At 65.1% G+C, this 22,918-nt stretch carries 22 protein-coding genes; 3 read left to right on the forward strand and 19 right to left on the reverse strand.

Annotation, left to right across the window (positions count from 1 at the left end):
* Positions 1-24: 24 nt before the first annotated feature.
* The 6 genes from EHH60_RS15615 to EHH60_RS15640 form a co-directional block, all read right to left on the reverse strand.
* Positions 25-1,389 (reverse strand): M16 family metallopeptidase, encoded by a 1,365-nt coding sequence (locus EHH60_RS15615; protein ID WP_199751496.1) that lies wholly within the window; start codon positions 1,387-1,389, stop codon positions 25-27.
* Positions 1,386-2,780 carry a M16 family metallopeptidase gene (locus tag EHH60_RS15620; RefSeq protein ID WP_502697408.1) on the reverse strand — a complete coding sequence of 465 codons (1,395 nt, stop codon included), beginning with the start codon at positions 2,778-2,780 and terminating at the stop codon, positions 1,386-1,388. The genes EHH60_RS15615 and EHH60_RS15620 overlap by 4 nt, the downstream gene beginning before the upstream one ends.
* Positions 2,781-2,975: 195 nt before the next feature.
* Positions 2,976-3,698 (reverse strand): hypothetical protein, encoded by a 723-nt coding sequence (locus EHH60_RS15625; RefSeq protein ID WP_199751521.1) that lies wholly within the window; start codon positions 3,696-3,698, stop codon positions 2,976-2,978.
* A 96-nt stretch (positions 3,699-3,794) separates the two neighbouring features.
* The gene (gene lspA / locus EHH60_RS15630; RefSeq protein WP_124160361.1) at positions 3,795-4,289 is read right to left on the reverse strand and encodes a signal peptidase II; all 495 of its coding nucleotides are present in this window, start codon (positions 4,287-4,289) and stop codon (positions 3,795-3,797) included.
* A 10-nt stretch (positions 4,290-4,299) separates the two neighbouring features.
* Positions 4,300-7,308, reverse strand: coding sequence for an isoleucine--tRNA ligase (gene ileS, locus EHH60_RS15635; RefSeq protein ID WP_124160362.1), 3,009 nt, complete (start codon positions 7,306-7,308; stop codon positions 4,300-4,302).
* A 201-nt stretch (positions 7,309-7,509) separates the two neighbouring features.
* Positions 7,510-8,481: a bifunctional riboflavin kinase/FAD synthetase gene (locus EHH60_RS15640; protein ID WP_124160363.1), complete on the reverse strand. Its 972-nt coding sequence runs from the start codon at positions 8,479-8,481 to the stop codon at positions 7,510-7,512.
* 229 nt (positions 8,482-8,710) lie between these two features.
* Between EHH60_RS15640 and EHH60_RS15645 the strand changes: the two genes are divergently transcribed.
* A complete protein-coding gene (locus EHH60_RS15645; RefSeq protein WP_008567674.1) occupies positions 8,711-9,106 on the forward strand; it encodes a response regulator in 396 nt (131 codons plus the stop codon).
* Positions 9,107-9,259: 153 nt separating this feature from the next.
* Here EHH60_RS15645 and EHH60_RS15650 read toward each other — a convergent pair whose 3' ends face one another.
* Together EHH60_RS15650 and EHH60_RS15655 are read right to left on the reverse strand one after the other, a co-directional pair.
* Positions 9,260-10,114, reverse strand: a complete 855-nt coding sequence (locus EHH60_RS15650; RefSeq protein WP_124160364.1) for a TIGR01459 family HAD-type hydrolase — start codon at positions 10,112-10,114, stop codon at positions 9,260-9,262.
* A gap of 15 nt (positions 10,115-10,129) precedes the next feature.
* Positions 10,130-11,596 (reverse strand): EAL domain-containing protein, encoded by a 1,467-nt coding sequence (locus tag EHH60_RS15655; protein ID WP_124160365.1) that lies wholly within the window; start codon positions 11,594-11,596, stop codon positions 10,130-10,132.
* A gap of 272 nt (positions 11,597-11,868) precedes the next feature.
* Here EHH60_RS15655 and EHH60_RS15660 point away from each other — a divergent pair, with 272 nt between their 5' ends.
* Positions 11,869-12,708: a class I SAM-dependent methyltransferase gene (locus tag EHH60_RS15660; protein ID WP_124160366.1), complete on the forward strand. Its 840-nt coding sequence runs from the start codon at positions 11,869-11,871 to the stop codon at positions 12,706-12,708.
* A gap of 46 nt (positions 12,709-12,754) precedes the next feature.
* Here EHH60_RS15660 and EHH60_RS15665 read toward each other — a convergent pair whose 3' ends face one another.
* From EHH60_RS15665 to uvrC, 7 genes are all read right to left on the reverse strand, one after another.
* A complete protein-coding gene (locus EHH60_RS15665) occupies positions 12,755-13,885 on the reverse strand; it encodes a YihY/virulence factor BrkB family protein (protein WP_124160367.1) in 1,131 nt (376 codons plus the stop codon).
* Positions 13,885-14,469, reverse strand: a complete 585-nt coding sequence (locus EHH60_RS15670) for a phage holin family protein (RefSeq protein WP_124160368.1) — start codon at positions 14,467-14,469, stop codon at positions 13,885-13,887. The genes EHH60_RS15665 and EHH60_RS15670 overlap by 1 nt, the downstream gene beginning before the upstream one ends.
* 91 nt (positions 14,470-14,560) lie before the next feature.
* A complete protein-coding gene (prmB, locus tag EHH60_RS15675; RefSeq protein ID WP_124160369.1) occupies positions 14,561-15,520 on the reverse strand; it encodes a 50S ribosomal protein L3 N(5)-glutamine methyltransferase in 960 nt (319 codons plus the stop codon).
* Entirely contained in the window at positions 15,520-15,987 is a 468-nt protein-coding gene (locus EHH60_RS15680; protein WP_124160370.1) for a molybdenum cofactor biosynthesis protein MoaE, read from the reverse strand. Before EHH60_RS15680 ends, prmB begins: the two co-directional genes overlap by 1 nt.
* A gap of 4 nt (positions 15,988-15,991) precedes the next feature.
* The gene (gene moaD / locus EHH60_RS15685; RefSeq protein ID WP_124160371.1) at positions 15,992-16,243 is read right to left on the reverse strand and encodes a molybdopterin converting factor subunit 1; all 252 of its coding nucleotides are present in this window, start codon (positions 16,241-16,243) and stop codon (positions 15,992-15,994) included.
* The gene (gene pgsA / locus EHH60_RS15690; protein WP_124160372.1) at positions 16,240-16,857 is read right to left on the reverse strand and encodes a CDP-diacylglycerol--glycerol-3-phosphate 3-phosphatidyltransferase; all 618 of its coding nucleotides are present in this window, start codon (positions 16,855-16,857) and stop codon (positions 16,240-16,242) included. Before pgsA ends, moaD begins: the two co-directional genes overlap by 4 nt.
* 97 nt (positions 16,858-16,954) lie before the next feature.
* A complete protein-coding gene (gene uvrC, locus EHH60_RS15695; RefSeq protein ID WP_124160373.1) occupies positions 16,955-19,030 on the reverse strand; it encodes an excinuclease ABC subunit UvrC in 2,076 nt (691 codons plus the stop codon).
* A 235-nt stretch (positions 19,031-19,265) separates the two neighbouring features.
* Between uvrC and EHH60_RS15700 the strand changes: the two genes are divergently transcribed.
* Positions 19,266-19,889, forward strand: coding sequence for an outer membrane protein (locus EHH60_RS15700; protein WP_199751497.1), 624 nt, complete (start codon positions 19,266-19,268; stop codon positions 19,887-19,889).
* A gap of 170 nt (positions 19,890-20,059) precedes the next feature.
* Here EHH60_RS15700 and EHH60_RS15705 read toward each other — a convergent pair whose 3' ends face one another.
* The 4 genes from EHH60_RS15705 to EHH60_RS15720 all read right to left on the reverse strand — a co-directional run bounded on the left by EHH60_RS15705 (position 20,060) and on the right by EHH60_RS15720 (position 22,840).
* Positions 20,060-20,275, reverse strand: coding sequence for a cold-shock protein (locus tag EHH60_RS15705; RefSeq protein ID WP_008544396.1), 216 nt, complete (start codon positions 20,273-20,275; stop codon positions 20,060-20,062).
* A gap of 262 nt (positions 20,276-20,537) precedes the next feature.
* Positions 20,538-21,398: a 23S rRNA (adenine(2030)-N(6))-methyltransferase RlmJ gene (locus tag EHH60_RS15710; RefSeq protein WP_124160375.1), complete on the reverse strand. Its 861-nt coding sequence runs from the start codon at positions 21,396-21,398 to the stop codon at positions 20,538-20,540.
* A gap of 169 nt (positions 21,399-21,567) precedes the next feature.
* Positions 21,568-22,260 carry a ribonuclease T2 family protein gene (locus EHH60_RS15715; protein WP_124160376.1) on the reverse strand — a complete coding sequence of 231 codons (693 nt, stop codon included), beginning with the start codon at positions 22,258-22,260 and terminating at the stop codon, positions 21,568-21,570.
* A gap of 118 nt (positions 22,261-22,378) precedes the next feature.
* The gene (locus tag EHH60_RS15720) at positions 22,379-22,840 is read right to left on the reverse strand and encodes a hypothetical protein (protein WP_124160377.1); all 462 of its coding nucleotides are present in this window, start codon (positions 22,838-22,840) and stop codon (positions 22,379-22,381) included.
* Positions 22,841-22,918 lie beyond the last annotated feature (78 nt).

The following is a 22,918-nucleotide window of genomic DNA, read 5'->3' on the forward strand; positions in this document are numbered from 1 at the left end:
TTCAGGACGCGCTTGGAGGAGAGATCAGTTCGACTTCGGCGTCGCAGCCGCCGGTTGGGCCGCGGCCTGCGGGGCGCGGCCGACAATGACGGTCAGCAGCCCCTGGCCCCAGAGGCGCTTGGCGGCCGCCTTGGCGTCGTCCAGCGTCACGGCGTCGACGATGGCGTTGCGCTTCTCGATATAGTCGATCGGCAGCTTGTCCTGCTGATATTGCAGCAGCGCCTGCGCCAGCTTGGAGGAGGTGTCGAGCGCCAGCATCTGCGAGCCCTTGAGGTAGGACTTGGCCTCGTCGAGCTCCTTCTGCGTCGGACCCTCCTCGGCCATGCGGCGCACTTCCTTTTCGATCGCGTCGATGGTGTCGCCGGCGCGGTCGGCGCGGGTGCCGGTGTTGCCGATGAAGATCGCCGAATGCTCCATCCAGAGCAGCGATTCGAACACCGAATAGGCCAGCCCACGCTTCTCGCGGACCTCGCGATAGAGCCGGGAGGACAAGCCGCCGCCGCCGAGGATGTGGTTGACGACATAGGCCGCCATGAAGTTCGGATCGCTGCGCTTCACCCCGGGGCCGCCGAAGGTGATCACGGTCTGCGGCACGTCGAGCGTCACGAAGGTGCGTTGCGGCGGCTTTGCAGCCTCGACGTCGGGGACCGGCGTCAGATTGGCCTTGGCAGGCAGGCTTCCGAATGTGTGGTCGAGCAGCTTGCCCAGGGTCGCCGGATCGACGTCGCCGACGACCGCGATCTTCAGCCCGTCCTTGGCGAGGACACGGCCGACATAGTCCCTCATGTCGGCGACCGTGATGGTCGGCACGCTGTCGAGGTTGCCGTTGGTCTGCCGGCCGTAAGGATGCTCGCCGAAGGCGACTTCCAGGAACTTGCGGCTCGCCAGCGAGGTCGGATTGGTGGTCTCGCGGCGCAGCCCCGAGATGACCTGCGAGCGGATGCGTTCTACGTCGGCGGTGTTGAAATGCGGCGAGGTCAGCGCGCTCCTGAGCAGGTCGAAGGCCTCGTCCTTGTTGTCGCGCAGCATGCGCAGGCTGCCGCGAAACGTATCGCGCGTCGCGTTGAAAGAGAGCTCGATGGCGCGGCGGTCGAGCCGTTCATGGAACGTCTTGGAGTCGAGATCGCCGGAGCCTTCATCGAGGAGGTCGCCGACCAGATTGGCGACGCCCGGCTTGTCCTTCGGGTCCTGGGACGAGCCGCCGGCAAAGGAATATTCCATCGCGATCAGCGGTACGGTTGCGTCCTGCACGAACCAGGCTTCGATTCCGCCGGGCGAGATCAGATGCTGGATTTTTGCGGCGGCATGTGACGGCGAGACAGCGGCGAGCGCGAGCATCGCGCCGGTGGCAAGGGAGAATGCAATGCGTCGAAGGAAGGGATAGGTCACGAACGCTTCTCCTCGCGCTTGGCGGTAGCGGTGTCCTTGATCAGATAGCCCGTCACCGAACGCTTCTTCTCGAGCCATTTCTGCGCGACGGCGCGGACCTGCTCGGCGGTCACGGCGCGGATACGGTCGGGCCAGCTCCTGATGTCCTCGATCGACAGGCCCGTGGTCAGCGCGCCGCCGTACCAGCGCGTCAGCACCGCCTGGTTATCCTGGGCGTAGATCGCCTCGGCAATGAGCTGGGTCTTCACGCGCTCCAGATCCTCGGCGCGGATCGGGTTTTGCGCAACGCTGGCAATGACACCGTCGACCGCCTGCTCCACCTCTGCGAAGCTGACGCCGGGTTTCGGCGCAGCGGAGATTGCGAACTGGGTCGGGTCGAGCGAGATGCTCGAATAGCTGGCATTGGCGGAGACCGCGAGCGGCTTGTCGACGACGAGTGCGCGGTAGAGATAGGAATTGCTGCCGCTGCCGATCAGCTGCGCCAGCACGTCGAGGGCCGCGCTCTCGCCGGCTGCCGCCGTGGTCGCGGAGGGCACCAGATAGTAGCGCCGCATGCTCGGCTGCTCGACGCGCGGGTCGGCCAGCGTGACGGTGCGCGGCGCGGCCGGCTCCGGTTCCTGCGGACGGACGCGGCGTGCCGGGATGGCCGGCTGCGCCGGGATGGAGCCGAAATTGCGTTCGACCAGCGGGCGGATTTCGGCGGCGTCGACGTCACCGGCGATCACCAGGATCGCGTTGTTCGGCGCATAAAAGCGGCGATAGAAGGCGAGCGCATCCTCGCGATCGAGCTTCTCGATCTCCTGGTGCCAGCCGATCACCGGACGGCCGTAGGGATGGTTGAGATAGAGCGCGGCCATGATCTGTTCGTTCAGCCGCGCGTCCGGATTGTTGGCGACGCGCATGTTGTATTCTTCGAGCACGACGTCGCGCTCCGGCAGCACGTTCTCGTCCTTGAGGACGAGGCCCGTCATGCGGTCGGCCTCGAACTCCATCATGGTCGGCAGCTGCTCTTTCGGCACCCGCTGGTAGTAGTTGGTGTAGTCGACCGAGGTCGAGGCGTTCTCGTTGCCGCCGACGCGAAGCACGGTCTGGGAGAATTCTCCGGCCGGATGCTTCGAGGTGCCCTTGAACATCAGGTGCTCGAGGAAATGGGCGAGGCCGGACTTGCCGGGTGTCTCGTCGGCCGAGCCGACCTTGTACCAGATCATCTCGGTGACGACGGGCGTGCGGTGATCGGGGATCACCACGACCTGCATGCCATTGCCGAGCGTGAAGCTGGCGGGCGGAGCCGAAGTCACCGTGGTCTGGGCGAGGGACGCGCCGGCAGACAGGACACTCGTCGAAAGCAGCGCAGCAAGGAGGCAGGCAGCCGATCGGTAAGAGGACATCATGATCCTTTTGAAAGGCCGAGCCCGGATGTCCGGCTCGGAGGCACGGCATGCTACACCGTGCGGCTGAGGCTTCGCGTCACGAAGCAGAGAACGCATCTCGTAGGCAAGTTACTGATAGGCAATTTACGATTGCGCCGGGCGCGCAGGAAAGGCGCCGGCTTCGCTTTTGTCAGGATGTCGCAGTCGGCAGGAACGCTATTGTTCCTTCTCCTTGCCGGACATGATGTCGTAGTACATCCGCCGCGACTTGTCGGGCCCGGCGCCATAAGCGTAGTTCGGCGACGGTGTCTGGTAGCCCGGCGGCGGCTCGACCAGCGACTGGCGCGGCGGCTCCGACGTGAACTCCTTGGACTCGGAGCTGTTGCCACCCTTCATCATGTTCCACAGACCGCCGGTGAAGCCGAGTTCGGCGGGGCTTAGCGAGGGGTTGCCGTTGGTGCCTGGCTGAATCGGATCGTTGCTCGTGCGGGGCGCTGCGGCGACCTGGCCGGCCTTCATCTCGGCAGGCGTCAGCGGCTGGGCGGCCTGCCAGTTCTCCGTTGCCTTGGTGGCCTTCTTGCGCGCGGCGATGGCTTCCTTGCGGCGCTTTTCTTCGGGGTCCTTGGGCCAGTTCGGCGCAGCCTTGGCTTCGGTCGCAGGCGGCGGCAGATCGAGCTTGGGCGGCACCACCAGCGGCGAGCGCTCGCGGTATTCGATGCCCTTCTTCTCCATGCTCTTGGCGCCGATGCCGGACATCAGATTGTCGATGAGCCTCTCTTCGAAGGTCATATCGTCTTCCTCGTCGTCGTCACCGGCGCGGGCCGCGCCGGTCGACATGACGAGGCCAACACCGAGCGCGACAGCAGACAATTTCAATGCCCGCCAGAACCCCCACTGGGGATCTCGCACCATCGAACCGCTGGTCTTCGAGCTGCGCATCATGTTACCTGTTCCATATCGTGGCAGATTGCCGCCCGTAAGCGGCTCTAACCCTCGCAAGAGCCGGGTTCCACCTGCCGGTCGTATCGGCCGGGATCAGGGCGCTTTTGCGGCGGGTACCCCCAGGAAGGAATCATACAATAGCGCTGCCACCCCAGCAACGATGGCCACGTCGGCGAGGTTAAACACATACCAATTATAGGTTTTTCCGGCGATCTCGATGTGGAGCAGGGCGAAATCCACCACCGCGCCATAGGCCAGGCGGTCGATGCCGTTGCCGACGGCGCCGCCGATGATCAGGCCGAGCGCGACCGTAGCCAGCACGGTGTGAGAGCGGGCCATCCAGATCGCAAGCGCGATTACCGCGATACCTTTGACGGCCATCAGCGCGATCTGCGCTGCCTGGCTGTCGTTCTGGAGCCAGCCGAAGCTGATGCCGATATTCCAGGCCAGCACGAGGTCGAAGAACGGCGTCACCCGCACCGCGCCGCGACCGGCGAGATCGAACACGTTCAGGAGCCAGAGCTTCGAGGCCTGGTCGGCCACCAGCGTGATCATGGCCGCGAAGATGCCGGCGCGGAGCGGGGTCATGGGCGACCGATCAGACGCTCACGCCCAGCGCCTTCCATTCGCGTAGCGCCTTCGCATCGCGCGGGGTGACGTCGGGGTATTCGGGGTCTTCGCCGACCGTCGGCGAAATTTTCCAGGAGCGGGCGCATTTGGTGCCGACCGCCTTCTCCACCACGACCGCAACGCCGGGCACGGCATCGAGACGGAACGCCGAAGCCGGCGCCTCGCCCTCACGCACCTCGTAGTTCGAGGTGATGCAGATTTCGGCGAGATCGGTGTCGAACAGCGTCATCAGCATGTCGCGGTCGGCGACATAGATGACCGGCGATGCCTCGAGCGAGGAGCCGATGTTCTTGGCGGCGCGTTCGAGCTCGAGCGCGCCGGTGACGACGCGGCGGACGTTGCGGATCGTCTCCCATTTTGCGGCGAGCTTGTCGTCGCGCAGGTCTTCCAGGTCGGTCGGGAACAGCGTCAGATGCACGGACGGCTCGGCGCCGGGCCGGTACATGCGCCAGCCTTCTTCCGCGGTGAAGCTGAGGATCGGCGCCAGCCATTTCAGGATCGAGGCGCACAACAGGTCGATGGTCGTCAGCGCCGCCTTGCGCGTCAGCGAAGAGGGCGGATCGCAATAAAGCGTGTCCTTGCGGATGTCGAAGTAGAACGCGGAGAGCTCGCTGTTCAGGAAGGCGGACAGGATCGCGACCACGGTCTTGTAGTCGAACTCCCGATAGGCCTTGCCGATCGCGGCGGCGCGACCTGAGAGCTCGTGCAGCATCAGGCGCTCCAGCTCGGGCATCTCGGCGGGCGCGATTGCGTCGGCCGGCTTGTAGTGATGCAGCGTGCCCAGCATCCAGCGCACGGTGTTGCGCAGCTTGCGGTAGGTCTCGACGGTGTTCTTCAGGATCTCGGGCCCGATGCGCTGGTCGTCGGTGTAGTCGCTGGATGCGACCCAGAGCCTCAGGATATCGGCGCCGGATTCCTTGATGACGGCCTGCGGCTCGATGGTGTTGCCGAGCGACTTCGACATCTTGCGGCCGTCCTCGGCCTGGGTGAAGCCGTGGGTCAGCACGATGTCGTAAGGCGCGCGGCCGCGCGTGCCGCAGCTCTCCAGCAGGGAGGAGTGGAACCAGCCGCGATGCTGGTCCGAGCCTTCCAGATACATCACCGTGTCGGTGCCGCCGTCGACCTTGCGCTTGATGCCTGACAGGCCCGGGAAATGCACGGGGTCTTCCAGCACGAAGGCGTGGGTCGAGCCGGAATCGAACCAGACGTCGAGAATGTCGTCGACCTTCTGCCAATCCTCGCTGGCGCGTGACCCGAGGAAGCGCTCGCGCGCGCCCGTCGCGTACCAGGCGTCGGCGCCTTCCTTCTCGAAGGCTTCGCCGATGCGCGCATTGACGGCCTCGTCCTGGAGGATCTCGGCGGAGCCGTCACCCTTCTCGCGCACGAACACGGCGATTGGCACGCCCCAGGCGCGCTGGCGCGAGATCACCCAGTCCGGCCGCGCCTCGATCATGCCGTTGATGCGGTTCTGGCCAGAGGGAGGCACCCATTGCGTCACCGAGATCGCGTGCAGCGCGCGGGCGCGCAGCGTGTCGCCGCTCTTGGTCTTGCCGCCCACCGCGATGTCCTTATCCATGGCGATGAACCATTGCGGCGTGTTGCGGAAGATTACCGGTTTCTTGGAGCGCCAGGAGTGCGGATATTGATGCTTCAGCCGGCCGCGGGCGAGTAGCATGCCTCTGTCGACGAGCGCCTTGATCACGGCCTCGTTGGCATCGCCCTTCTCGCCCTTGTCGGTGATGACGCGCTTGCCGGCAAAGCCCGGCGCATGATCGGTGTAGGCGCCGTTCTCGTCGACGGTATAGGGGATCGCGGTGTTGATGCCGCGCGCGTCGAGATCGCGCGCCTGCGCCATCCAGACATCGAAGTCCTCGCGGCCGTGGCCAGGCGCCGTGTGCACGAAGCCGGTGCCGGTGTCGTCGGTGACATGGTCGCCGGGCAAGAGCGGCACGATGAAGTCGTAGCCGCCGCCAAGGCCCTTGAGCGGATGGGCGCATTCGATCGCGTCCATGGTGTCGCCGGGGACGTCGCGGACCTTCTCATAGGCCGTCACCCGCGCCTGCTTGAACACTTCCCCAGCGAGCGCGTCGGCGAGGATCAGGAGATCGCCGGTCTTGGTCCAATTGTCGGCCGGCGCGTCCGTCACCTTGTAGAGGCCATAGGCGATCTTCGGCGAGAACGAGATGGCGCGGTTGCCGGGCAGCGTCCAGGGCGTGGTGGTCCAGATCACGACGCTTGCGGAGGCGAGCGCACCGTGCGCGGGCGAGGTGACCGGGAATTTCACCCACACCGTATCGGAGGTGTGGTCTTCGTACTCCACCTCGGCTTCAGCGAGCGCCGTCTTCTCGACCACGCTCCACATCACCGGCTTGGAGCCGCGATAGAGCGTGCCGTTGGCGGCGAACTTCATCAGCTCACGCGCGATCTGGGCTTCGGCCGGGAAGCTCATGGTGGCGTAGGGATGGTCCCAATCGCCGATCACGCCGAGGCGCTTGAACTCCTCGCGCTGGATTCCGAGCCAGTGCGTGGCGTAAGCGCGGCACTCCTTGCGGAAATCGATCATCGCGGCGGAGTCGCGGAAGTCGGGCTTCTGCTTGCCCTTCTTGCGATAGTGCTCTTCCTCGACCTTCCATTCGATCGGCAGGCCGTGGCAGTCCCAGCCCGGCACGTAGTTGGAATCGAAGCCGAGCATCTGCTGGCTCTTGGTGACGAGATCCTTCAGGATCTTGTTGAGCGCCGTGCCGATATGGATGTTGCCGTTGGCGTAGGGCGGGCCGTCATGCAGCACGAACTTGGCGCGGCCCTTCGCAGCTTGGCGCAGCTTCTCGTAGAGGCCGATCTCGTACCAGCGCTTGAGGATCTCCGGCTCGCGCTGCGGCAGGCCGGCGCGCATCGGGAATTCCGTCTGCGGCAGGAACAGGGTTTTCGAATAGTCTTTGGCTTCGGACTTTTGCGACTTTTGCGGCTTTTCGGACATGAGGCTGACTGGCTCGGAAGGGCGCGGGAACGGATGGCGATGCGGAATCGCGGGTGAACGACGAAATCCCGGTCTTGCGCCGAGCCAAAGGCTCAGGCGGAAGCAGGGCCGCTAATCCCTATGATGCGCCGCGCAAACATGGGCTCTCCCATAGCAGGGGGCCAAGGGAAGCGCAAAGGTTCGGGTAGCCCGGTTTCAGGCTCAATCGATCACGCCCAGCCTCGGAAACGCGTCCGGGGCGGCGGCCAGGATGGCGCGGGCGCGGGCGGAATCGTCGTCCATCTGGCGGATCAGGGCCTCCAGGCTGTCGAATTTCAGCTCCTCGCGGATGAAGCCGATGAAAGCGCAGTCGAGGAGCTGCCCGTAGAGGTCGCCCTTGAAGTCGAACAGGAAGATTTCCAGGAGCGGGGCGCCGTTGTCGAAGGTCGGGCGGCGGCCGAAGCTGGCCACCCCGTCCAGTCGCTCGGGACCCCGGCCGACCCGCACCGCGTAGATGCCGTGCTTGAGCCCGCAATTGGGGTCCAGGCGAATGTTGGCGGTGGGATAGCCGAGATCGCGGCCGCGCTTTTCGCCATGGATGACCTCGCCGGTAATGAACCAGGGCGCGCCCAGCATGGTGGTCGCGTCGTCGAGCTGGCCCTCGGCGAGGGCGATCCGGATCGCGCTGGAGGAGACGGGCCGCTCGTCGATATCGACATGCGGTTGCACGTCGACCTCGATGCCGAGCCGGGGGGCCTCGGTGACGAGAAGGCTCGGCGAGCCGACCCGTCCCTTGCCGAAATGGAAGTCGTAGCCGACCGCGATGCCGCTGACGCCGAGGCGCCCGATCAGGTCATGGTGAATGAAATCTTGCGCGCTGGTTCCGGCGCGCGCCTTGTCGAAGGTCATGACCACAGCGCCGGCCAGTCCGGTGCCAGCCAACAGCCGCAGCTTGGCCCGCTCGTCCGTCAGTCGGAATTGCGGGGTGTTGGGGCTGAAAAACCGCCGCGGATGCGGCTCGAAGGTCAACGCCAGCGCAGGGCGGCCATGCGTCCGGCCCATCTCCAGGGCTGCCGCGATCACGGCGCGATGGCCGAGATGAACGCCGTCGAAATTGCCCATGGCAACCACGGCGCCCCTCGGGATCGCGGAATCCGGCGTTGTGTCGCGGATAACGGTAAAAGGCGGAGCCATCTGGGGAAATTCTCGAACCGGGCAGGACCGGCCCGGACCGTGGCTCGACCGGCCTGATGAAGTCAAGCGGGGGGAGCGCAGACATTGAACACGATCTCAATCCTTCGGAGGCGTCCCCAATTAACGCGCTGTTTAACGCCTCGATGCTAGTCCTTGAGCCGCGGAACTGCCGGGCTCCGGCCTGGCGGGTCTGATCGTAAATTCCTGGGTATGCGTTGGGGGAGTCGAGATGGCGGTTGATTTGTCGATGCCGGTTCTGGTGGTGGATGACTACAGCACCATGATCCGTATCATCCGGAATCTGCTGAAGCAGCTTGGCTTCGAGAACATCGATGATGCCAGCGACGGTTCGGCAGCGCTGAACAAGATGCGTGGCAAGAAGTACGGGCTCGTGATCTCCGACTGGAACATGGAGCCGATGACGGGTTACGACCTCCTGCGTGAAGTCCGCGCGGATCCGAACCTCGCCACCACGCCTTTCATCATGATCACGGCGGAATCCAAGACCGAGAACGTGATCGCGGCCAAGAAGGCCGGCGTGAACAACTACATCGTCAAGCCGTTCAACGCGGCGACGCTGAAGACCAAGATCGAAGCGGTTTTCCCGGACATGGCGAGCGCGTAAGGGCCGCCAAAGCTTTCAGCTCAATTCGAAGGCCCGGGCTCGTCCCGGGCTTTTCAATTGATGCGTCATTCCGGGGCGCCGAAGGCGAGCCCGGAATCTCGAGATTCCGGGTTCAGTGCTGCGCACTGCCCCGGAATGACAGAAGCTATGCCGTCACCACTTCAATTCGCGCATCAGCGCCTTCGGCGGGTGGCCGAACAATTCCGTGACCGATGTCGGGTCGAGCTGGTCAAGACCCTCGAACTCCTCCGCATGGATGCCGCGGGTCACGAACAGGCAGTCGATGCCGAATTCGCGCGCGCCGGTCAGGTCGGTGCGAACGGAATCTCCGATCGCCAGCACTTTCCTGCGATCGATCTGATAGCCCTGCCGTTCCCCGGCGAGCGCCATGGCGCGCTCGTAGATCGGCCGGTGCGGCTTGCCATAGAAGATCACCTCGCCGCCGAGCTCGCGGTAGAGCTCCGCGATCGCGCCGGCGCAATAGATCAGCCGGTCACCGCGTTCCACCACGATGTCGGGGTTGGCGCAGACCAGCGTCAGCTTGCGCTCGCGTGCCTTCAGCATCATGCCGCGATAGTCTTCCGCCGTCTCGGTTTCGTCGTCATAAAGGCCCGTGCAGACGATGTAGTCGGCTTCCCCCAGCGGCGCGGTCACGGCATCGAGGCCGCGGTAGATCGAGTTGTCGCGCTCGGGGCCGAGCCAGAACATCTTGCGGCCGGGATGCTCGGCGACATAGAGCCGGGTCAGGTCGCCTGACGATACGATCGCGTCATAGGTCTCATCGGGGACACCGAGCTTGCGCAACTGCCGCTGCACGGAGTCGGCCGGGCGCGGCGCGTTGGTGATCAGGATCACCGTACCGCCGCGGCTGCGATAGGTGTGCAGCGCCTCGCAGGCTTCTGGGAAGGATTCCAGCCCGTTATGGACCACGCCCCAGATGTCGCTGAGCACGACGTTGACGCCGCCCACGAGCTCGCGCAGGCCTTCGGCAAAATGCAGCGTGGTCATGATGCGCGCGGCCGATCAGATGCGGCGCGCGAGCGCCGCGTTGCCGGTGATGCGTTGTGGCGGAGGCGCAGAAGACGTTGCGCCTGAGCTGGGTGTGCCGGAGCCATGAGGTCCCTGAACATCTTTCGTCTGGTTCGGCGGGGCCCCGGCGGTAGCAGATGCCCCCTCCGGCCGCAATGGCCGCGGCGGCGCGAACAGGAAGCCCTGTCCGAACCGCACGTCGTAGTCGAGCAGGTCGACCACCGCGCGCTCGCCTTCGATCCGCTCGGCGATCAGGTCGATGCCGAAGCGGCCGAGCAGGTCGGAGAGATCGGAGGGGTGGATGTCCGAGGTCGAGGCCTGCCTGGGATCGAGCAGCAGCGTCGCCGGAACCTTGATGAAGCGCACCCCGCGGTCGGCCAGCTCGCGCGGCTCGATGCGCAGGTCCGTGACATGGTCGATCGAGAAACGGAAGCCGCGCTGGGCGAGCGCCGCGAGATTCTCGGTCTCGGCCGGGCCGAGATTGCGGAACGTCGACTGCTTGAACTCCAGCACCAGGGAGGGCGCCAGCGCGCGGTTGGCTTCGAGGAAGTCGAGACATTGCGCGAAGGTGGTGGAATTGCCGAGCGTGGAGGCCGCGAGGTTACAGAACACGCCGACGTCCTTGTTGCGGACCATCAGGCGCCGCAGCACCTGCACGCAGCGCAGCATCACCATATTGTCGATGCGCCCGATCAGCCCGGAGGCTTCCGCGATGCTGATGAACTCCTCGGCGGCGATCAGCTGGTCACGCTCGTCGCGCAAGCGCGTCACCGCCTCGTAGAACCGCACCTTGCGCTGCGGCAGCGTCACCATCGGCTGCAGGAAGATGTCGATACGGTTCTCGTCGATTGCATTGCGCAGCATCGCCAGCAACTGGGTCTGGTTGCGTCCATTGCCGGTCTGAGCCGGGCTGGCAGGCTGGGCCTGGACCGCCGGGGCCGGCCGGGGCGGCGCGGGAAGTGGTGGAGCGGCGACCGGCTTCTCCTCGAAGGGGGCAGCCAGATCGACCGGCGTCTCTGGCTCGGACCTCGTGACCGGGGCGGGAGCCGGCGCGTTGCCGGCCAGCAGATCCTCATGGGCCGACACGGTGGTGGCAAGCTGCCTGACCAATCCGCCCAGTTCGTTGATCTCGCCAATGACCGACTGGACGCGGTCGGAGTTGGCCGAATTGGACGAGGCGATGCGGCCCTCGATCGCGGCAAGCCGGCGGCCGAACTCGGCCACCTGGCGGGCGAGATCGGCGGTGCCCCGCGAGAGGTCGGCGATCTGGCCGCCGACGTCGCTGCGGTCGCGCAGCCGCATCGACACGGCGTTGTAGAGGATCAGGAACGTCAGCGCGGTCAGCGCCACGATCGCCGATTCCGTTCCGCTGATGCCGGCGACCGAATAGAGCACGAGCCCGAGCGAGGCCGCGACCAGGACCATGCAGATGGCGATGAAGATCGTCGAAATGCGAATCATGCCGCGCGCTATGCCTTTAAGAGCTGTCTGCTTCACCCGGGAAAACACAGGTCGCGCTCGAACCCGTCACGCCTCATGCTCCCCCAAGCAATGCATGACCCTAACATCATTGTTGATTCGAGGGGATAGTGACCGTCCGGCAGCCTGTATCAGGCTCGCCGCGGCTCCCATCCGGAAATCAAGGCACTCTCAGCGTAAAATAACGCCGCTCTCAAGGCCAGCGGACCGCATGCGCCCTATCGTCCCGGCGTTTTCAACCACAGGAGATTGCCATGTCGACATCCGCAGCGCTGAAGCCAACCGCAGCCGAACCCGATCTTGCCGCCGTGAAGCAGCGCCAGTACGGCGCCTGGTCGTCGGGCGATTATGCCGTTGTTGGCACCACCCTGCAGATCGTCGGCGAACAGCTCTGTGAGGCCATCGACTTACGCGCCGGCAGCAAGGTGCTTGACGTCGCCGCCGGCAACGGCAACGCGACGCTGGCCGCGGCGCGGCGCTGGTGTGAGGTCACATCCACCGATTACGTGCCGGCACTGCTCAAGCGGGGACGCGAGCGCGCGGCGGCCGAACATCTCATGGTCGAGTTCCGCGAGGCGGATGCCGAAGCGTTGCCGTTTGCCGATGCCACCTACGACGTCGTGCTCTCGACCTTCGGCGTGATGTTCACGCCGGATCAGGACAAGGCCGCCTCCGAGCTCGCGCGGGTCTGCAGATCCGGCGGCAAGATCGGCCTCGCCAACTGGACGCCGCAAGGTTTCATCGGCCAGCTGTTCAAGACCATCGGCCGGCATTTGCCGCCGCCGGCGGGGGTGAAGTCACCGGCGCTGTGGGGCACGGCTGCGCGACTTGAAGAGATGTTCGGAAGCCAGGCTTCCGACATCGCCGCCGAGACGCGCATGTTCGTGTTCCGCTATCGCTCGCCGGACCACTGGCTCGACATCTTCAAGACCTTCTACGGGCCTACGCTGAAGGCGTTTGCCGCCCTCGACGAGAGCGGCCAGGCCGCGCTGAAGCGGGATCTGCTGGCGCTGCTCGGGGAGTTCAACCACGCCGACGACGGCACGATCGCGGTGCACAGCGAATATCTGGAAGCCGTGATCACCAAGCGCTGATGGCCCGGGATGCGGTCGGGGCGGCCTCCGGCCCGACCGCCACCGATCAAAATGGCGCGGTGGCACCGACCGTGTCGGCCGAGACGGCGTCCCGGGTGCCGAGCGGCTTCGGCCGCCCGGTGGTGGTGTCGCGCAGCGTCTGCCGCTCGATCTCCGAATTGAGCTCGGCGCCGAACATGATGACGATCGCCGACATCCACATCCACATCATCAGGCCGATAGCCGCGCCCAGCGAGCCGTAGGTCGCGTTGTAATTGGCGAATTCCGAGAGATACCAGGACAGCAGGGCAGAGCCTGCGATCCAGAGGAGCGCGGCGGTCACGGCGCCGAGGCTCAGCCATTGCCAGCGCGGCGCGTCACGGCTCGGCGCGAAGCGATAGAGGATGGCGAGTGCAACCAGCAGGATGACGAACAGCAGCGGCCATCGAGCCAGCGCCACGATTAGCTTGCTTTCGGGCGCCATGCCGAGATGATTGAGCGCAAGTGGGAAGGCGACGACGGCTCCCACCATCAACAGCAGCGCCAAGATGCCGCCGACGGTGAAGGCCAGCGAGACCATGTTCAGCCGGATAAAGCTGCGCTTCTCGCGTTCCTCATAGGCGACGTTGAGGGCGTCGAAGATCGCCTTGACGCCGGCATTGGCGCTCCAGATCGCAAGCAGCAGGCCGACCAGGAAGGTGACGCCGAGGGTCGTATTGCCGTTCGAGACCACGCGCGCGACCTGGTCCTCGACGATCTGGAACGAGCCCTCGGGCAGCATGGTCGCGAGCGTGTGCAGATTGGCGCTGATCGTGGCGGGATCGGCGAACAGAGCATAAGAGGAGACGAGCGCGGTGACTGCGGGGAAGAGCGCGAGCAGCCCGAAGAAGACGACGCCGCCCGCCGTCGCGAGCAGGCGGTCCTCGTCGATGCGCTGATAGGTCCGCCAGAAGATATCCTTCCAGCCCGACCAGGGAATCTCCAACGGACTTTTCGCGCGGCGGCCGCGGCCCGGCTGCATCGCCGCGCCGGCCGGGTGCGTTTCCGGGGAATTCGCTTCGCCCTTGCGGTGGTCTTGCGGAGGCCCCGGCCTCGCCAGGCCGAAATCCTGAAAGTAGCGCTCCGCGGTCAGCACGAACACTGCCGTCGCCGCCACCAGCAGCCAGGAGTCGATCTGTTCGGGGCGCCGCGCCAGCATCAGGCCTCCAGACTGTGCTTGTTGCGTCGCCGCCGGGCGGCCGTCAGCCCGACCAGGCCGACCGCCGCGAGCATCAGGCCGAGCTGCACGGGACGGTTGGCGCGGGCTGGCCAGGTCTTGATGCCGCCGCGCTCGCCCGGTGCGAGCGGCGCGAGGGGAATCGTCGTTGCGACCTCCTTCACCGCCTCCTTGACCGTTCCACGCGGGATCCGGGGCGTCGCGACCGCCACGCGCAGACGGCTCGCAAGCGGCACGATCGGCTTGGCCTTGCGTTTCATCTGCGCCATTGCCACCCCGGCACAGACCGCAGCCAGCACCAGCAGCAGGGCGCCGACGGCACCAAATCCCCAGAACTGGCCGTAAGTGATCGCGATCCAGCGGTACAGGGCGATCAGTCCGACGAAAAATGCTGCGACAACGAACAGGCCCGCGACCGCGAACAGCCCGCCGGCCATCGCGTAAGATGTCACCTTGCCGGTTGCGTGGCTGGTCTGGTCACGCAAATAGGATTGAGCGGCGCGTTTGACGTGATTGAGCTTGAGCGCCATGCCGGCGCGCAGCAATTCGCCCGATGGCGCGAGCATGCGGACACCCTCCGAAGACTACAGAATTCGTCGGGGGATGAACGTGGCGGTATTTGACTTGTTCCGACGCAGCGTGATCCGTCGTGATGAATCAGGTGAGATCGGCGGCCGCGATCCAGAATACCTCGCCCTCGGACTCTTCCGTGTCCAGCCAGAGCAGCGGCAGTTCCGGAAAGGCTTCGTCGACCAGTTCGCGGCCGCGGCCGACCTCGCAGATCAACCCGCCATGCGGCGTCAGGTGATCGTGCGCATCGCGTAGTATGCGGCGCACCACGTCGAGACCGTCGGCGCCGCCGTCGAAGGCGAGCTTCGGCTCGGCCCGGCACTCCGGCGGCAACGCCGCCATGCCTTCGGCATCGACGTAAGGCGGGTTGGTGATGATCAGGTCGTATCTCCTGCCGCCGAGCGGGGCGAACAGGTCGCCGCGATGGAGGCTGATGCGGTCCTTGAGCCCGTATTCGCCGACATTGCGCGCAGCGACCTCGAGCGCGCCCTTGGAGATGTCGACGGCGTCGATGGTGGCGTTCGGGAAATGATGCGCGGCGAGGATCGCAAGGCATCCCGAGCCCGTGCAGAGATCGAGCACGCGCTCGACGGCCGTCGGGTCGTCGATCAGCGATCCGGCCTCGCCTTCGGCGCCGAAATGCGACTCCAGGAGCTCGCCGATGAAGGAGCGCGGAACGATGACGCGGTCGTCGACATAGAAGGGCAGGCCGCGCATATAGATCTTGTTGACGAGATAGGCGGCCGGTTTGCGTGTGGTGACGCGCCGATGAATCAGATCGAGGATGGTCTTGCCTTCCGCGGCGGTCACGCGGGCACTGGCGAAGCCGTCGAACTGTCCGGGATTGAGATGCAGCGCCTCGCAGACCAGGAAGACGGCTTCCGCGACCGGGTCGGTCGTGCCGTGGGCCAAGGCGAGCCTGGCTTCGACGAAACGGCTCACCGCGTAACGGACGAAGTCGAGCAGCGTGAGAAGCTCCCCGGGCCCCACCTTCGCGAGCTTCGGCGCGGCGCGGCCGCGCGTGGTCTTTTTCGTCACTTTGGCCATCAGGGTTTGGTCCAGCGCGCGGCGGCCTCGTCGTCGCGGGCGTGGGCCTCGACCCAGCCCGTGCCGGTGGCGCTCTCTTCCTTCTTCCAGAAAGGCGCACTGGTCTTGAGATAGTCCATCAGGAACTCGGCCGCGTGGAACGCGGCCTGTCGGTGCTGCGAGGCGGTCAGCACCAACACGATGTTCTGGCCGGGCATGAAGCGGCCGACGCGGTGGATCACCGTGACGCCGTTCAGCGGCCAGCGCGAGGTCGCCTCGTCGACATGGCGCCCGATCTCCTCTTCCGCCATGCCGGGATAATGTTCGAGCGTGAGCGCGGCGACCTTGGCGCTTTCCTCGTCGGCGCGGCAGATACCGGAGAAGCTCACGACCGCGCCGATATCAGTGCGGCTGTTGGTCAGGAGCGCGATCTCGCGCGCGATGTCGAAATCGTCTTCCTGGATGCGGATGGTGACGGGGCAGGTCATACGTCTAGCCGCCGGTCATGGGCGGGAAGAACGCGATCTCGCGGGCGCCTGCGATGGCAGCATCCTGCTTGACGTGAGCGCGGTCGATCGCGGCGCGGATCACCTTCGGCCTCTCGAACGCATGCGCATAAGCCTCGCTTTGGCCGGAGAGCCAGGCGATCAGCTCCTCGACCGTGCGCACGGTCGCGGGGGGCTCGATCGTCTCTTCCGCCTTGCCGACGCGCTCGCGCACCCAGGCGAAATACTTCACCTTCATCCCTCGTCCTCCTTGATGAGGTGATGGATGCCGGCGCGGAAATAGTCGTAGCCGGTGTAGATGGTGAGGATCGCCGAGGCCCACAACAGCGCCAGCCCGATCATCGAGACGACGGGCACCACCTCGTCGCCGGCCGGCCCGGCGAGTAGGAACCCGATCGCGACCAGCTGCACCGTGGTCTTCCACTTCGCAAGCTTGGTCACGGGCACGCTGACGCGGAGCGCAGCCAGATATTCGCGCAGGCCCGAAACCAGGATCTCGCGGCACAGGATCACTATGGCGGCCCACAGTGACCAGCCGTGGATGATGCCGTCCGCAGCCAGCATCAATAGGCACGATGCAACCAGCAGCTTGTCAGCGATCGGATCGAGCATGCGGCCGAACGCCGATTGCTGATTCCATATCCGCGCGTAATAGCCGTCAAGGTAATCAGTCACCGCGGCGCCGATGAAGATGGCCACTGCGACCCAGCGCAGCCAGAGCGGCTGATCCAGAATCGACTGTGCATAGATGCATCCGACCACGACCGGGATCGCGGCGATCCGGCCATAGGTCAGGATGTTGGGGAGGGACATCGCGCGGCTGGTCGTCCCTCGTGTGGTGGCGATGTTCATCCGTCCTACCAATACCGCTGCTGCCTGAACGTCAACCGTTCCGCGCCCCAAATGAGGTGCGGACACGACGTTCATATGACTGCGGTCCCCCTTTAGTTCATCCCGGCTGGGGATGGAAATACTCGAAAATCCTTCGGGCGCTCTCGGCGCTCACCCCTGGAACCTTGCCGAGATCGGCGATCGAGGCCCGTTCGATCTCCTTCAGGGTCCCGAAATGATGCAGCAACGCACGTTTGCGTGACGGGCCGATGCCCGGAATCTCCTGCAAACCGGCGTCGCGGATGTCCTTCTTGCGCAGCTTGCGGTGCGAGCCGATGACGAAGCGGTGGGCCTCGTCGCGCAGGCGCTGAATGAAATAGAGCACGGGATCGCGGGGCTCCAGCTTGATGGCTTCGCGTTCCGGCATGAACAGGGTCTCGCGACCGGCATCCCGGTCCGGTCCCTTCGCGACCGACATCAGCGAGACCTGGGTCAGGCCGAGATTTGCAAAGATCTCCCGGACCGCGTTGAGCTGCCCGCGGCCGCCGTCGATGATCACGAGGTCGGGCCATTGCGGGAAGTCGTCGTCCTTCGCCTTCGCGGCACCCTCCTCGGGCGGATTGATCAGGCGCTTGAAGCGGCGCTCCAGCACTTCGCGCATCATGGCGTAATCGTCGCCGGGCGTCAGTCCTTCCGACTTGATGTTGAACTTGCGGTACTGGTTCTTCACGAAGCCGTCGGGTCCCGCGACGATCATGGCGCCGACCGCATTGGTGCCCTGGATGTGGCTGTTGTCGTAGACCTCGATGCGCTTGGGCGGGTGCGGCAGGTTCAATGTCGCGGCCATGGCGTCCAGCAGGCGGCCTTGCGTCGCGGTGTCCGCGAGCTTGCGGCCGAGCGCCTCGCGCGCATTGGTCAGCGCGTGGGTGACGAGCTCCTTCTTCTCGCCGCGCTTGGGCGCCGCGACCTCGACCTTGTGGCCGGCCTTGATCGACAGCGCATCGGCGAGCAACTCGCTCTCCTCGATCTCGTGCGAGAGCAGGATGTTCTTCGGCGGCGGCTTGTCGTCGTAGAACTGGGCGAGGAAGGAGCCGAGCACCTCTTCCGGTGTGAAGGTCTTTTCCGCGCGTGGAAAATAGGCGCGGTTGCCCCAGTTCTGGCCGGTGCGGAAGAAGAACACTTCGACGCAGGAGAAGCCACCCTCCTGGTGGATGGCGAACACGTCGGCTTCTTCCACCGTGCGCGGATTGATGCCCTGCTGCGACTGGATCGCCGAGAGTGCAGCAAGGCGGTCACGGTAGAGCGCGGCGCGCTCGAATTCGAGCTCACTGGCCGCCTTCTCCATCTCACCGGCAAGCTCCCGCTTCACCGCATGGCTTTTGCCGGAGAGGAAGTCGGTCGCCTCGCGCACCAGTGTCGTATAACCGGGAAAATCGATCTCGCGGGTGCAGGGGCCGGCGCAGCGGCGGATCTGGTAGAGCAGGCAGGGCCGGGTGCGGCTCTCGAAGAAGGAATCGGTGCAGGAGCGGATCAGGAAGGCGCGCTGTAGCGCCGTGATGGTTCGGTTGACCGCGCCCGCGGAGGCGAACGGGCCGAAATAGCGGCCGGGCCGGCTCTGCGCGCCGCGATGTTTCAGGATCTGCGGCGCCCAATGGTCGCCGGTGATCAGGATATAGGGAAACGACTTGTCGTCGCGCAGCTGCACGTTGAAGCGCGGCCGCAATTGCTTGATGAGGTTCGCCTCGAGCAGCAGCGCCTCGGTCTCGGTGCTGGTCGAGACGATCTCCACGGTGGCGGTGGCGGCGATCATGCGCAGGATGCGGGCCGGCAGCGGCGCACTCTGGCGCGCATAGCTGGACAGACGCTTTTTGACGTTCTTGGCCTTGCCGACATAGAGCACGTCGGAACTCGCATTGAGCATGCGATAGACGCCGGCCGAGGTGGGGGCGAGCCGAACCGCGCGTTCGATAGCCTCGTGGCCGGTCGCGAGCGGGCCTTCGGCGACGGCGCCGCTCTCTTCCAGGATATCAGGCAGCCGAGCATCGTCCTCGTCGTCGCCGCTTGCGCTGGCCGGATCGAGGTCGGGCGGCGCCGTCTCCTGCTGGATCTCCCGGGGCGGGGCATCCGGTGCCGTGCCGCGCCGGGATTTGTGCGCGCGTGCGTCGTCCGGATTGTCGGTGGAATCGTGAACCATGGGACGAATTTAGGGGTTGAGGGTGCTGATTTGAAGTTCCGGCCCTGCCGCACGCACAGGTCCCGGTAACGCTTCCTTAAGTCTGTTAAGAGCGCAGTAACCGGACTTAACAGCCCTTTAACTTAAAACTCTCGATAAATCCTACGCGAAAAGTTCTTGGTTCCGTAACCATGCGACAGGCCGGCGCGGCGGCGCAGGCGTCGCGCGGGTTGCGACAGTTGCGTTGGAGTGAGTGATGAAGGGGCTCGTTGTGGGCGCGGCCGCGTTGGTTGCAGCCGGCTGGACGGCTTCGGCAGAGGCCGCCGATCTCAATTATGGGCAGCGTGCGCCCTACACCGTCAACCAGCCGCTCAATGCCTATAGCTGGGCAGGTCCCTATCTCGGCGGCAACATGGGTTATGAATGGGGCTCGGTGGAGAACAACCCCTCGAAGCCGTCGGGCTTCGTCGGCGGCGTGCAGGCCGGCTACAATTTCCAGAACGGCCCGTGGGTGTTCGGTGTCGAGGGTGACATCCAGGCCGCCGGCGCCGACGACACCTTCGCTCCGTGGAAATTCTCCAATCCGTGGTTCGGCACCCTGCGCGGCCGCGCAGGATATGCGTTCAGCAACGTGCTGTTCTACGGCACCGCCGGACTTGCGTTCGGCGAGCTGCGTGGGGAAACCTTCGGCTGGACGGAGTCGCACACCACCGCGGGCTGGACCATTGGTGCCGGCGCGGAAGTGGGCCTCGTGCCGAACTGGAGCGTGAAGCTCGAATATCTCTACATCGATCTGTCCACGAGTCAGTTCGCAATTACGGGCGTGTCAAACGGCTACAGCGCCAGCATTGTCCGCGCAGGCGTGAACTATCACTTCTGACGTCTCAAGAAGAAAATTCCGGACCAGCCTCCCGGCCGCTCACGGCCGGGATTTTTTTTGCGCCAGGCTAGCTAGAGCCTTTCCCGTTCCGATGGAATCGGCCGGGGCCCTGGATTCTCGTTTGACGCGTTTCTTGCCGCGAACCGATGTCCACTTCGCGCGAAAACGCTCTAGGAGAGGATCACCAGATTGACCGCCTTCGGTCCTTTCCCCTTCTTGTCCGGTTCGACTTCGAAAGTGATACGCTGTCCTTCGGCAAGGTCCTTCAGTCCCGCCCGTTCCACAGCGGTGATGTGAACGAAGACGTCGCGACCGCCGTCGTCAGGCTTGATGAAGCCGTAGCCGCGCTCGCCGTTGAAGAACTTGACCGTTCCCGTCATGGCCATCGGGAAACTCCCCCTCATTGCTCCTCCGCCGCGACGCAGACTCACGTCGCGACATGACCGGGCCTTACGGAGCCCGGGAGCTGGCCATCCTTGGACGGACCATCGGTCCGTCCGGATCTTTCTTAGGCCTTCACTCCGCCGCAACCATTCGCGGAAGCGGAACGTAAAGCCAGTCACGGAAACAGCATAATACGGTTCTTCGCGGATTGACTACCGTTCCTGCATATTTTTCCCAAGAATGCCGGAGTGTTACGGCTTGGCTTTAAGGCTTGGGCACTTCCAATCGGAATCTGGCAGCTCCGCCCTGGCCGAGCGGCATTTCCAGTTCGGGCAGGATGGTCTTGAGCTCGCCTTGCAGCGTGTAGGGCGGATTGACAATCAAAAGCCCGCTCGATGTGAGAGGCCCGCCATCGACTTGCGGCGCAGCACTGAATTCGAGGCGCAGGCATTTTCCCGGCGGTTTTGCTGCGGCTGCGAGCCGCGCCACAAGCTGCGCCAGCGTGTCGGTGGCACGTCGGCTCTTGGCGGGATACCAGATTACATAGATACCGGTCGGCCATTTCGCGAAGGCTGTCGAGAAGGCTTCGCCCAGCCGTTCGAACTCGTCCTTGGCTTCGAAGGGCGGGTCGATCAGCACGAGGCCGCGCCGCTCCTTCGGCGGCACGAAGGCCGGCAGTGCCACCCAGCCGTCGAGATCGACCACGCGGGCCTGTTCGTCGCGGCGCAGCACGTCGATCAGCGATTTCCGCGCCTTCGGCTCGAGCTCGCAGGCGACTAGCCGGTCCTGCGGCCTGAGCAGGCCGCGCGCAATCAACGGCGAGCCCGGATAGGCCTTGAGCTCGCCCTTCGGATTGAAGGCGCGGACGATGTCGAGATAGGGCTTGGTCAGCGCCGCGGTCTCGTTCGACAGGCGCGCCTGCAGCAGTCGCGCAATACCGGTCAGCCATTCGCCGCCCCGGCGGGCCTCGTCGCTGTCGAGATGGTAGAGGCCGGCGCCGGCATGGGTGTCGATGACGCGGAACGCCGCCGGCTTGTCCTGCAAGTAGGTGAGGATGCGCGCCAGCACGATGTGCTTGATGACATCGGCGAAGTTGCCGGCATGGAAGGCGTGACGGTAGTTCATGGCGAAGAGTTACGACATCGCGCGATGAAAGTAACTCCCGTCATTCCGGGGCGGTGCGCAGCACCGAACCCGGAATCCATCTGTCAGCAGTGTTTGTGGCGAGATGGCTTCTCGGATGCGCAACGGCGCATCATAGTTCGCGCTTCCGCGCGCCCCGGAATGACGAACTCTACCCGCCCCTGATCGGCGGCATCGTCACCTGGTCGCGGCGGCAGGCGCGGCGCTCGAACTCGTCACAGGCGCGGAATTGCAGGTCCTTGCTGAGGCAGATGCGGACCTCGGACAGCCGTGTCCGGTTGCAGGTGACCGAGACGCTGGCATTGCTGAGGCCCGGATTGGCCTTGATGAAGGCCTCCTCGACCTCCGCCGGCGCCACGGTCTTGGCCTCCGACAGATCGAGATAGTCGGCCGGGATCTTGATCGCGGCACGCGCCTTCCGGATCGTCTCGAAATAGCTGCGGCCCTCGAGCCCGGAGCAGGTGCCATGCTTGTCCCATTCGTTGAAGATCAGGCCCGGCGCCGGCATCAGATCGAGCATCGAGGACACGATGTTGCGGTTCAGCCGCGGCGCCGGCCGCTGGCAATATTCCGGAAAGCCGTTCTCATATTGCGGCCACAGCCCATGCACCACGAAAGCGTAGGGCCGTCCGCCGCATTGAATCTGGGAGCGGCCGCCGCGCTCGGCCGCCTCCTCGCAGAACGAGGGCGACCACGACAGCGCGAGCACATAGAAATCGAACTCGCCCGGTGCGTTCTGGCGCTTGTCCTGCGCCTTCGCGCCGCCGGCGAGCGTTGCCAGCCCGGCCGCGAGGGTCAGCGAGATCATCAGACGGGACAACGAACGCAATCTGGAATGAAACATGACGACGTCCCTCAACTAGACTGTGCATACAGCCTAGCAGGCAACGAGAACATTTCAAGAACAAAATCCACGCGGCTGTCGTCTAACGGCTGACCAGCCGAATCAGGCGTTCTTCGGATCAGGGCTTGGCGGCGCGGCAGGCCGGATTGTAGGCCCAGTTGCGATCGAGTCCGACCACGCACCATTCGACACCGTCGCCGTAGCCGGCAAAGCCGCCATCCTCCATGATCGAGAAGTGCACCTTGCGCACCTTGCCGTCAGTGAGCAGGGCGTCGCCGGTGCAAAAGCGGCGCGGAATGTTGTCGGACTGCCAGGGTCGGAACGCGACCTCGCGAACGCCGGAGAAGCCGGTGATCTTCAACGAGGAATTCCAGAACGAGCTTTCCTTCTCCCAGAACTGGGTGGCGATCGTCGGCAGGGCCTTGTCGCAATCGACGACGGCGCCGTCATAGCGCGGCCCGCTCAGCCAGAAATTCAACTCGAGCGGATTGGCGGCCCTGGCCTCGCCGAGCGACAGTGCCCCGAACATGAGGCCGAGCAGGGCGGCAAAGCGGAACGACTTCGGGGAGGGCGCGCGCATGATCAATCCGACAGCTAAGGTCTTGCGAAGGTCGGACGGTGCCGCGAAGGCCGGGGGAGGTCAAGTGCAGCGCGGCAA

The sequence above is a fragment of the Bradyrhizobium sp. RP6 genome, assembly GCF_003837805.1.
Lineage (GTDB): Bacteria > Pseudomonadota > Alphaproteobacteria > Rhizobiales > Xanthobacteraceae > Bradyrhizobium.